The 11,119-nt window shown below is 54.8% G+C and carries 9 protein-coding genes and 1 tRNA gene; all 10 read left to right on the forward strand.

What is annotated here, in order from left to right; genetic code table 11:
• Positions 1 to 23 precede the first annotated feature (23 nt).
• The 10 genes from SB719_RS10550 to bcsQ all read left to right on the forward strand — a co-directional run bounded on the left by SB719_RS10550 (position 24) and on the right by bcsQ (position 11,083).
• A complete protein-coding gene (locus SB719_RS10550; RefSeq protein WP_065647841.1) occupies positions 24 to 452 on the forward strand; it encodes an organic hydroperoxide resistance protein in 429 nt (142 codons plus the stop codon).
• Between the two features lie 260 nt (positions 453 to 712).
• Entirely contained in the window at positions 713 to 2,404 is a 1,692-nt protein-coding gene (eptB, locus tag SB719_RS10555) for a kdo(2)-lipid A phosphoethanolamine 7''-transferase (protein WP_412159219.1), read from the forward strand.
• Between the two features lie 122 nt (positions 2,405 to 2,526).
• Positions 2,527 to 2,603: transfer RNA gene (locus tag SB719_RS10560), tRNA-Pro, on the forward strand.
• A gap of 843 nt (positions 2,604 to 3,446) precedes the next feature.
• Positions 3,447 to 5,057, forward strand: a complete 1,611-nt coding sequence (dppA, locus tag SB719_RS10565) for a dipeptide ABC transporter periplasmic-binding protein DppA (protein WP_065647839.1) — start codon at positions 3,447 to 3,449, stop codon at positions 5,055 to 5,057.
• 200 nt (positions 5,058 to 5,257) lie between these two features.
• Positions 5,258 to 6,277 (forward strand): dipeptide ABC transporter permease DppB, encoded by a 1,020-nt coding sequence (dppB, locus tag SB719_RS10570; RefSeq protein WP_065647838.1) that lies wholly within the window; start codon positions 5,258 to 5,260, stop codon positions 6,275 to 6,277.
• A 9-nt stretch (positions 6,278 to 6,286) separates the two neighbouring features.
• Positions 6,287 to 7,189, forward strand: a complete 903-nt coding sequence (gene dppC, locus SB719_RS10575) for a dipeptide ABC transporter permease DppC (RefSeq protein ID WP_292970140.1) — start codon at positions 6,287 to 6,289, stop codon at positions 7,187 to 7,189.
• Positions 7,190 to 7,202: 13 nt separating this feature from the next.
• Positions 7,203 to 8,189: a dipeptide ABC transporter ATP-binding protein gene (gene dppD, locus SB719_RS10580; RefSeq protein ID WP_065647836.1), complete on the forward strand. Its 987-nt coding sequence runs from the start codon at positions 7,203 to 7,205 to the stop codon at positions 8,187 to 8,189.
• Positions 8,179 to 9,189, forward strand: coding sequence for a dipeptide ABC transporter ATP-binding subunit DppF (gene dppF, locus SB719_RS10585; RefSeq protein WP_065647835.1), 1,011 nt, complete (start codon positions 8,179 to 8,181; stop codon positions 9,187 to 9,189). Before dppD ends, dppF begins: the two co-directional genes overlap by 11 nt.
• Before the next feature lie 473 nt (positions 9,190 to 9,662).
• Positions 9,663 to 10,292: a cellulose biosynthesis protein BcsO gene (gene bcsO / locus SB719_RS10590; protein WP_314687453.1), complete on the forward strand. Its 630-nt coding sequence runs from the start codon at positions 9,663 to 9,665 to the stop codon at positions 10,290 to 10,292.
• Positions 10,283 to 11,083, forward strand: a complete 801-nt coding sequence (gene bcsQ, locus SB719_RS10595) for a cellulose biosynthesis protein BcsQ (protein ID WP_304234903.1) — start codon at positions 10,283 to 10,285, stop codon at positions 11,081 to 11,083. Before bcsO ends, bcsQ begins: the two co-directional genes overlap by 10 nt.
• Positions 11,084 to 11,119 lie beyond the last annotated feature (36 nt).

The raw sequence follows: 11,119 nt of genomic DNA on the forward strand, positions 1-11,119 counted from the left end.
TATATAGCGAATGGAGATAAAGTATGTCTTTAGAGAAAGTAGTGTATACCGCTAAAGCAAAAGCAACCGGTGGCCGTGACGGTCGTGCAACCTCCTCTGACAACGTGCTGGACGTCAAGCTGGGCGTGCCAAAAGAGATGGGCGGTGCCGGCGGTGAGGCGACCAATCCGGAACAGCTGTTCGCTGCGGGTTATTCAGCCTGTTTCCTCGGCGCCATGAAATTTGTTGCCAGCCGCGACAAAATCGCCATGCCAAAAGAGGCGTGGATTGAAGGCGAAGTCGGCATTGGCCCGATCCCGACCGGTTTTGGCATTGAAGCTACGCTGAATATTCACCTGCCGGAGATGGATACTGCAGAAGCACAGAAGCTGGTCGATGCCGCACACATTGTGTGTCCTTACTCCAATGCCACCCGTGGCAATATCGACGTCACGCTGAATATCATCAACTAAGCCGGTACGTGATTAGAAAGGCTCCTGCGGGAGCCTTTTTTATTTGCCCGATTTTGCGCCGGACAAAAAAATCTGGTCTAACCATTGGTTAAATGTTCTACTGCTGCGCTTAATACGGCATCGCAGTTATTTTCGGTTCAGATTCGTCCCGATCCTGCTCGATACGTCACGCTTTTCCATTCTCAAAGCGAACCTTGCTGTCTGAACAGAGTCACAGGAACGGTGATAAATCGACACCGGGTCGGGAACATAAAATTTAAATGAATTACATCAAAAGCTTAACACAGCAGAAGCTCTCTCTGCTGCTCGCACTTTATCTTGGCATTTTGCTAAACCTGCCAATTTTTTACCGCCGCTTTGACGGCTTCTTAACCAAATCAACCCTGTCCGACTGGCTTTCTGCTGTTGCTGAAGTCACGGCCGCTGTTTTGCTTACCTTTTTCCTGATGCGCCTGCTTTCGCTGGGAGGAAAATGGGCTTACCGCGTACTGGCCAGTCTGCTGGTGGTGATTTCCGTGGCCGCAGCGTATTACATGACTTTCTTTAATGTCGTAATCGGCTACGGCATTGTGGCGTCGGTCATGACAACCGACATCGATCTCTCGAAAGAAGTGATCGGCCTGCACTTTATTGTCTGGATGGTGCTGGTCAGCGCGCTGCCGCTGCTGCTGATCTGGCGCAACCGGCTGCGTATGACGCTGATCGAGCAGCTGAAAACACCGGGGCAGCGTCTGAAGCCGGTAGCCATTTTGCTGCTGAGCGTGGCGCTGGTATGGCTGCCGATCCGCTATTTTGACAAACTGCAGAAAACGCAGGAAGAGATCACGAATATCGATCTGCCCAGCTACGGCGGGGTAGTGGCACACTCTTATCTGCCCTCTAACTGGATCGCCGCGCTGGGCCTGTTCACCTGGACTAAAGTGGATGAAAAGCTGGACAGCGAAGCGCTGTTCGATCCGGCGAAAAACTTTACCTATGTCGCACCGGCGGGCATTGATGACACTTACGTAGTGTTTGTGATCGGTGAAACCACGCGCTGGGATCACATGGGGATGCTGGGCTACGATCGCGATACCACACCAAAACTCTCCAAAGAGAAAAACCTGGTGGCGTTTCGCGGGGAATCCTGCGATACCGCAACCAAGCTGTCGCTGCGCTGCATGTTTGTTCGCGAAGGCGGCACCATGGATAACCCGGGCCGTACGCTGAAAGAGCAGAATGTGTTTGCCGTCATGAAAGAGCTGGGCTTTACCTCTGAGCTGTTCGCTATGCAGAGTGAGGTCTGGTTTTATGACAATGCCGATGTGAATAATTTCTCTTTCCGCGAGCAGATCGGCTCAGAGAAGCGTAATCAGGGTAAAGCGGTGGACGATATGCTGCTGGTGCCGGAACTGCAGGCTTCGCTGCAGCGTTTTCCGAAAGGCAAACATCTGGTGGTGCTGCATACCAAAGGCTCACACTATCTTTACTCGCAGCGCTATCCCCGCAGCTTTGCACGTTATCAGCCTGAGTGCATGGGTGTGGATGACACCTGCAGCAAGGCGCAGTTGATCAACGCTTATGACAACTCCGTTTTGTATGTGGACTCCATGCTCGACAGCGTACTGGATCAGCTGCGTGATAAAAAAGCGCTGGTGTTCTATGCGGCAGACCACGGTGAATCAATCAGCGAAAATATGCATCTGCACGGAACCCCGCGTGAGATGGCGCCGCCTGAGCAGTTCCGCGTGCCGATGATGGTCTGGGCGTCCGATAAATATCTGAACGATCCGGTTAACCGCAGCAACTTTGAGCGGCTGCAGGCGCAGCAGCGTATCGGTAAAACACACCGTCACGTTGAGCTGTTTGATACCGTACTGGGCTGTCTGGGCTACACCTCACCAGACGGCGGCATCAATCCGGCGAACAACTGGTGCCAGGCGCCTGCCGCTAAAGCGCAGAGCAGTCTGTAACCGATCTACCCGCGCCGGGATCACCTTAACCGCGCGGGTTGTCTGCTTTTCAGGCAATCAGGCAGCTTTAAAGGGAAAAGGGATTGACGCTGTAAAGGCGCAGCAGTAATATTCGCCCCCATCGGCGAGTAGCGCAGCTTGGTAGCGCAACTGGTTTGGGACCAGTGGGTCGGAGGTTCGAATCCTCTCTCGCCGACCATCATTTAAGAAACCTGCTTTGCGAAAAGCAGGTTTTTTTTCGTCTGTCGTATTTGCACTCTCAGGGTGAAATACGCGACCGCTCCGTAAAGACGCTGCCTCGTCCCGAATCGCCCGGCACACGCCATCCATGGCGTGTGATGCTTTACTCCACGGCCCCGCATTTCACCCTTTATCCGGCTTCGGTGATGACTGAGGATTTACTGGCCTTCCCTGAACCAGACTCACATCCCGGCAGCAACCAGGCAAAGTCATCAATTTACGCGTTCCATTAATCATCACCGGGATAAACCTTATTATCCCTCAACACCGCTCTTCATCCCTTGCTGCATCAAAGCACCTTTCTTAATTCGCGACGCATTCTGCTTATGACCAGCTTTTGCTTTTTGCTGATTTCTTATGCCATTACGCCAGCATATTTCGCTGCCTGAACGTCATAACGCACAGGGAATCGTTCAGATATTCAGCATTTACCGACAACTTTAAGATGTTTTTTAACGGTGATAATCACTGTTATCTGACGCAAGCGCCAGATAATCCAGCGGTATCGAGCGCTTTTTCACCGCTTTATATATCGGTTTCTCTCTCCAACACTCTTTTTTATCGTTGCTTGCACTTACTCACACTCTGTGTAAATAACCCCACATTGTATTGACGTTCGTTGCAACTGTTGACAAATTGATGCCTCAGTAAGATGTAGAGACGGACGCATCCGGCTGGTTAATCCCGCCAGGGCAACAACAATAACCGCTCACATTCTGGTCGCTGTCAGACCTGCCCGTACCGCATAAAAAAATCAGAGGGCGGGCGATGCACACAACATCACATCACAATGGAGCAAAACATGATGAACTCCCGGGCTAAATCCAGGATGCTAAAGGCCGGTCTCAGCCTGATTGCGATGACCGTCGCCGCCGGTGTTCAGGCGAAGACCCTTGTCTACTGCTCAGAAGGCTCGCCGGAAGGTTTCAACCCGCAGCTCTTTACCTCTGGCACCACCTATGACGCCAGCTCGGTCCCTATCTATAACCGTCTGGTGGAGTTTAAAACCGGCACCACGGAACTGAAGCCAGGCCTGGCTGAAAAGTGGGATGTCAGTGAAGATGGTAAGACCTACACTTTTCATCTCCGTCAGGGCGTAAAGTGGCAGAGCACAAAAGATTTCAAGCCTACGCGTGAATTTAACGCCGACGACGTGGTGTTTTCATTTGAGCGCCAGCTCGATAAAAACAATAAATTCCACGGTGTCTCTGGCGGCAGCTACGAATATTTCGAAGGCATGGATATGCCGAAGCTGATCGGCAAAATTGAGAAAGTTGACGATCACACCGTGCGTTTTACCCTGACCCGTTCTGAAGCGCCTTTCCTCGCTGACCTCGGTATGGACTTCGCTTCTATTCTTTCCAAAGAGTATGCGGATAACATGCTGAAAGCCGGCACGCCGGAAAAACTCGACCTTAATCCGGTCGGCACCGGTCCATTTGTGCTGCAGCAGTATCAGAAAGATTCACGCATTCTGTATAAAGCGAACCCGGACTTCTGGGGGACTAAACCAAAAATCGATCGCCTGGTCTTCTCTATCACGCCAGATGCATCAGTGCGCTACGCCAAGCTGCAGAAGGGCGAGTGCCAGGTAATGCCTTATCCGAATCCTGCTGACATCGCCAGCATGAAGAAAGACAGCAAAATCAATTTGATGGAGCAGCCTGGCCTGAACGTAGGTTATCTCTCATTCAACACAGAGAAAAAGCCGCTGGATAACGCCAAAGTACGTCAGGCGCTGACCATGGCGGTGAATAAGCAGGCGATCATCGATGCGGTCTATCAGGGAGCCGGGCAGGCAGCGAAAAACCTGATCCCGCCAACCATGTGGGGCTACAACGACGAGATCAAGGATTACGCTTACGATCCGGAAAAAGCCAAAGCGCTGCTGAAAGAAGCCGGCATGGCAGATGGCTTCTCTATCGATCTCTGGGCAATGCCGGTGCAGCGTCCTTATAACCCGAACGCGCGCCGCATGGCTGAGATGGTTCAGGCTGACTGGGCGAAGATTGGCGTAAAAGCCAAAATTGTTACCTATGAGTGGGGCGAATATCTCAAGCGCGCCAAAGCAGGTGAACACCAGACGGTAATGATGGGCTGGACCGGCGACAATGGCGATCCGGATAACTTCTTTGCCACGCTGTTCAGCTGTGCCGCTGCGAAAGATGGCTCCAACTACTCACGCTGGTGCTACAAGCCGTTTGAAGATCTGATCCAGCCGGCACGTGCCGAAGCCGATCATAACAAACGTATTGCGCTCTACAAGCAGGCACAGGTTGTTATGCACGATCAGGCTCCGGCACTGATCATTGCCCACTCAACCGTGTATGAGCCTGTCAGCAAGAAAGTGAGCGGCTATGTGGTGGATCCATTAGGTAAGCATCACTTCGAAAACGTCGATATTCAGGAATAACCCTTTCGGATTATCACGGTGAGGGCCAGCCTGCTGGCCCTCGGATACGCACTTTGCCATCCGCACCCCGTACTTTTTTCCGGCAAATACTTTTACTGAAGCGCTGCCTGCATCGCGTCCGGCTTTGCCGACCGCGCGTTGTGAGCAATGTAGTCCCGTGACGACTTCCCGCTGCGGGAGAATGACAGAGAATCCGGCTTATGCTGCAATTCATACTCCGACGTCTGGGCCTTGTCATCCCGACGTTTATCGGTATTACCTTACTGACCTTTGCGTTTGTTCATCTGATCCCCGGCGATCCGGTGCTGATCATGGCGGGCGAGCGCGGTATCTCTCCGGAGCGTCATGCACAGCTGATGGCGCAGTTTGGCCTCGACCAGCCGATGTGGAAGCAGTACATCACCTATATCAACGGAGTGCTGCACGGCGATCTCGGTATTTCCCTGAAGAGCCGCATTCCGGTATGGGATGAGTTTGTACCGCGTTTCCAGGCGACGCTGGAGCTGGGCATCTGCGCCATGCTGTTTGCGATCGCCGTGGGTATCCCGGTGGGCGTACTGGCCGCCGTAAAGCGCGGCTCCATTTTCGATCATACCGCCGTAGGTATCTCCCTGACCGGTTACTCCATGCCGATTTTCTGGTGGGGGATCATGCTGATCATGCTGGTATCGGTGCAGCTTAACCTGACGCCGGTATCGGGCCGGGTCAGCGATACCATCTTCCTTGATGACAGCCATCCTCTGACCGGCTTTATGCTGATCGATACGCTGCTGTGGGGAGAAGAGGGCGACTTTAAAGATGCGGTCATGCATATGATCCTGCCGGCGATTGTGCTGGGCACTATTCCGCTGGCGGTGATTGTGCGTATGACGCGCTCCTCCATGCTGGAGGTGCTGGGCGAGGATTATATCCGCACTGCCCGCGCGAAGGGACTGACGCGTATGCGGGTGATCGTCGTGCATGCGCTGCGCAACGCGATGCTGCCGGTCGTCACCGTTATTGGTTTGCAGGTCGGTACGCTGCTGGCCGGGGCGATTCTGACCGAAACTATCTTCTCGTGGCCGGGGCTGGGCCGCTGGCTGATTGAAGCGCTGCAGCGCCGTGACTATCCGGTGGTGCAGGGCGGCGTGCTGCTGGTTGCCATCCTGATCATTCTGGTCAACCTGCTGGTTGATCTGCTGTATGGCGTGGTTAACCCGCGCATCCGACATAAGAAATAAGGGGGAGTTATGTCTGCTGTTGAACCCGCGCGCGTAACTGCCGCACCAAAGCCGATGACCCCGTTTCAGGAATTCTGGCACTATTTTAAACGTAATAAGGGCGCGGTTATCGGCCTGGTCTACATCACGCTGATGCTGCTGATTGCGATTTTTGCCGATTTTCTGGCACCGCACGGTCCGGCGGAGCAGTTCCGCGATGCGCTGCTGCATCCGCCGGTATGGCAGGAAGGCGGCAGCTGGAGCTATATCCTCGGCACCGATGATGTGGGTCGCGATATTTTGTCGCGCCTGATGTTCGGCGCACGCCTGTCGCTGCTGGTAGGCTGCCTGGTCGTGCTGCTGTCACTGATTTTCGGCGTGATCTTTGGCCTGATGGCGGGCTATCTCGGTGGCGTAGTGGATGCCACTATTATGCGTCTGGTCGATATCATGCTGGCGCTGCCCAGTCTGCTGCTGGCGCTGGTGCTGGTAGCGATCTTCGGCCCCTCCATCGTCAACGCGTCACTGGCGCTGACGTTTGTGGCACTGCCGCACTATATCCGCCTGACGCGCGCGGCGGTGCTGGTGGAGGTTAACCGCGATTACGTGACCGCTTCCAGCGTAGCCGGTGCGGGCACGCTGCGTCAGATGTTCATCAATATTCTGCCAAACTGCCTGGCCCCGCTGATTGTGCAGGCATCGCTCGGTTTCTCCAACGCCATCCTCGACATGGCCGCGCTGGGCTTTCTCGGAATGGGGGCGCAGCCGCCGACGCCGGAGTGGGGCACCATGCTCTCCGACGTGCTGCAGTATGCGCAAAGTGCCTGGTGGGTAGTGACCTTCCCTGGAGTGGTCATTCTGCTGACGGTTCTGGCATTCAACCTCATGGGCGATGGTTTGCGTGATGCACTCGACCCGAAACTCAAGCAGTAAAAGAGGCACCGAGATGGCGTTATTAAATGTAGAGAAGTTATCGGTGCATTTCGGCGACGAAAAAACACCGTTCCGTGCGGTTGACCGCATCAGTTATCAGGTAGAGCAGGGCCAGGTGGTAGGGATTGTCGGTGAATCAGGCTCCGGTAAATCGGTCAGCTCCCTGGCGATTATGGGCCTGATCGATTTTCCTGGCCGGGTCATGGCAGAGAAGCTGGAGTTTAACCAGCGTGATTTGCAGAAGATTTCAGAAAAAGAGCGCAGGCAGCTGGTTGGCGCAGAAGTCGCCATGATTTTCCAGGACCCGATGACCAGCCTGAATCCCTGCTATACCGTCGGCTTTCAGATTATGGAAGCGCTTAAGGTGCATCAGGGCGGCAGTAAACGCACCCGGCGTCAGCGCGCCATCGATCTGCTGGAGCAGGTCGGCATTCCCGATCCGGCCTCGCGGCTGGATGTCTATCCGCACCAGCTGTCGGGCGGCATGAGCCAGCGCGTGATGATCGCCATGGCGATCGCCTGCAAGCCTAAACTGCTGATTGCCGATGAGCCAACCACGGCGCTGGATGTCACCATTCAGGCGCAGATCATCGAACTGCTGCTGGCGCTGCAGAAGCAGGAGAACATGGCGCTGATCCTCATCACCCATGACCTGGCGCTGGTTGCCGAAGCGGCGCATCACATCATTGTGATGTATGCCGGACAGGTCGTGGAGAGCGGCAAAGCCGTGGATATCTTCAAAGCGCCGCGTCATCCCTATACGCAGGCGCTGCTGCGGGCGCTGCCGGAGTTTGCGGCAGACAAAGCGCGGCTGGCCTCGCTGCCGGGCGTGGTGCCGGGTAAATATGACCGCCCCTCCGGCTGTCTGCTGAATCCGCGCTGCCCCTATGTGACCGATCGCTGCCGTACCGAAGAACCTGCGCTGCGCGACATTCCGGGCCGCCAGTCTAAATGTCACTTCCCACTGGATGATGCCGGGAGACCGACCTATGAGTCCTGATAACACGAAGCAGGATTACCTGCTGCAGGCGATTGACCTGAAAAAACACTACCCGGTTAAGAAAGGCCTGTTTGGTCAGGAGCGTCTGGTTAAGGCGCTGGACGGCGTCTCCTTTAACCTTGAGCGGGGTAAAACGCTGGCGGTAGTGGGCGAGTCGGGCTGCGGAAAATCCACGCTGGGTCGTCTGCTGACCATGATTGAAACTCCGACCGAAGGCCAGCTTTACTGGCACGGACAGGATTTGCTGAAGCACGATCCGCAGGCGCAAAAACTGCGCCGGCAGAAAATTCAGATCATCTTTCAGAATCCCTACGGCTCGCTCAACCCGCGCAAAAAAATCAGCCAGATCCTTGAAGAGCCGCTGATTATTAACACCGCGCTGAGCAAAGCAGAGCGGCGTGAAAAAACGCTGGAAATGATGGCGAAAGTGGGTCTCAAGACCGAACATTACGATCGCTACCCGCATATGTTCTCTGGTGGTCAGCGCCAGCGTATTGCGATTGCGCGCGGGCTGATGCTGGATCCGGATGTCCTGATCGCGGATGAGCCGGTCTCAGCGCTGGACGTTTCTGTACGTGCGCAGGTGCTGAATCTGATGATGGATTTGCAGCAGGATCTCGGCCTCTCTTACGTCTTTATTTCGCACGATCTCTCAGTGGTCGAGCACATCGCCGATGAAGTCATGGTGATGTACCTCGGACGCTGTGTGGAAAAAGGCAGTAAAGAGGCGATCTTCAGCAATCCGCGCCATCCTTATACGCAGGCGCTGCTTTCTGCCACGCCACGCCTTAATCCGGATGAGCGTCGCGAGCGCATTAAACTGACCGGTGAGCTGCCCAGTCCGCTTAATCCACCGCCGGGCTGCGCGTTCAACGCGCGCTGCCGTCGCCGTTTTGGCACCTGCGTACAGTTGCAGCCAAAACTCAAACGCTATGGCGATCAGCAGGTGGCCTGCTTTGCCGTTGATCAGGATGAAAACCAGCCGCTGGAAACGTCCTGATTAACGCCATTAATAAGAAAGGCTCCTGCGGGAGCCTTTCTTTTTTCAGCAAAAACAGTTCAGTGATGCTAATATTTATCAGGCTGGCTGACAAAACTGCCGGAAATTTATCACATTACGTTATCTGATAGTCAGCGACAGAACTTCCCGCGCTGCGCGCTAAGACAAATTCTGAAATAAGCGCACAGGCATTGCAGGCTCAACCGGCGAAGATACGCAACGCTGAATTCATGAATATCCTTTATTTACATTGATTTATATGGATATAAGTTCATCGTTCGTTTTGGTTAATGGCAATGCATAAGGCGCTTTTTGCGGCGCATTTCCTGCCGGTAAGACAGCTGGTTTCTCACGCCTGCAGATAAAATCGCTTAATCAGATATGCGGTTTTAATAATCAGAATTTTCTCACCGTCTTTTAATGTGTGTGCTATATTCGCCAAAAAATTCCCTCTGCTTTCACAGGCACTGATCATGAAGAATTATGACGATCTGCAGCGTTTCAAAGAGAAAACGCAGACGCTTGATATCGATTTCAAAGATATGTCGGGTCAGGCGCAGAGCGCCGATCATCATCAGTGGGCTATTCTGCGCCAGCTGAGCACAGATGACGCGCCGGAACTGGGCCAGGGGCAGCGTATCGATCTGCCGCAGCCGCAGCCCGCTGGCCCTGAAGCATTTGCTGCGCCAGCTATGCCAGCCGCTCCGCGTGCTCCGGCTGAGCACCGCACCTCTGTTCTCAGTCAGACGGCCAGCGCGCCAGCCAGCGAAGCCGCACCGGGCAGCAGTGGGTTGTTTCCGCCGCCGTCGCCACAAAAGCGCGCGCCGGCAGCAATGCCAGCGGCAGTGCACGTTGAGCGGCAGCATGCCGGCTCACTGTTTCCGCCTCCGCCTCCGCTTCCTGAGCCGGTCGTGACCCGCCCTGCTGCTCCGCTACCGCCTGCCAGCGCGGTGCCGGCCGCCGCGGCAGCCCCGGCTCCGGTCACTCCGTCCGCCTCTGCACGCTTCAGTACGCTGTTTCGTTCGCGTCCGGCTGAGCCCGCTGTATTGTCCAAAGAGACACCCCTTAAACCGCTACTGGAGAAGATTGCGTTATGCCGTTAGTTTGTGTGTGCTCGCCAAAAGGGGGAGTAGGGAAGACCACGATGGCGGCCAACCTTGCGTGGAGTCTGGCGCGCGCCGGCAGCAAGGTGCTGGCAATTGATTTTGATGTGCAGAATGCGCTGCGTCTGCATTTTGGTGTGCCGCTGCAGGATGGACGTGGCTTTGTTGCGCGTTCCGAAGAGCAGGCTGACTGGAGCCAGTCGATTCTGACCACCGGCGGAAATATTTTTGTGCTGCCCTATGGTGACGTTACAGAGGAGCAGCGTGAACGCTTTGAACACAAGCTTGCCAGCGACGCCCATTTTCTGCGGCGTGGTCTGGATACCGTGCTGAATTACCCCGGCCTGGTGATTGTGGCTGATTTTCCTCCCGGTCCGGGGCCGGCGCTTAAAGCGATGCAGCAACTTGCCGATATGCATTTGGTCGTGATGCTTGCGGATACGGCGTCGGTGTCTCTGCTGCCGCAGATTGAAAATAACCGCATGATTGGTCAGCCGCTGAATAATAAATATGGCCACTATTTTGTGCTGAACCAAAGCGATAATCGCCGCAATATTAGCCGGGAAGTGACGTCATTCATGCAGCAGCGTCTGGGCGATAACCTGCTCGGCGTTGTCCACCGTGATGAAAGCGTGGCGGAAGCAAATGCATCACAGCAGTCAGTTTATGATTTCAGTCCTGCCTCGGCGGCCGCATTTGATATTGAACTGGTGGCGAAACGCATAGCGAATCTGCTGAGCATCCAGGTTGGTAATGGTGAAGTTCAGGCACCGATCCGCAGCCAGTATTAATAGCCGGCTTCGGCCCGGCTCAGATAATTTACAACG

Source organism: Pantoea sp. SIMBA_079, from assembly GCF_046940275.1.
Classification (GTDB): domain Bacteria; phylum Pseudomonadota; class Gammaproteobacteria; order Enterobacterales; family Enterobacteriaceae; genus Pantoea; species Pantoea borealis.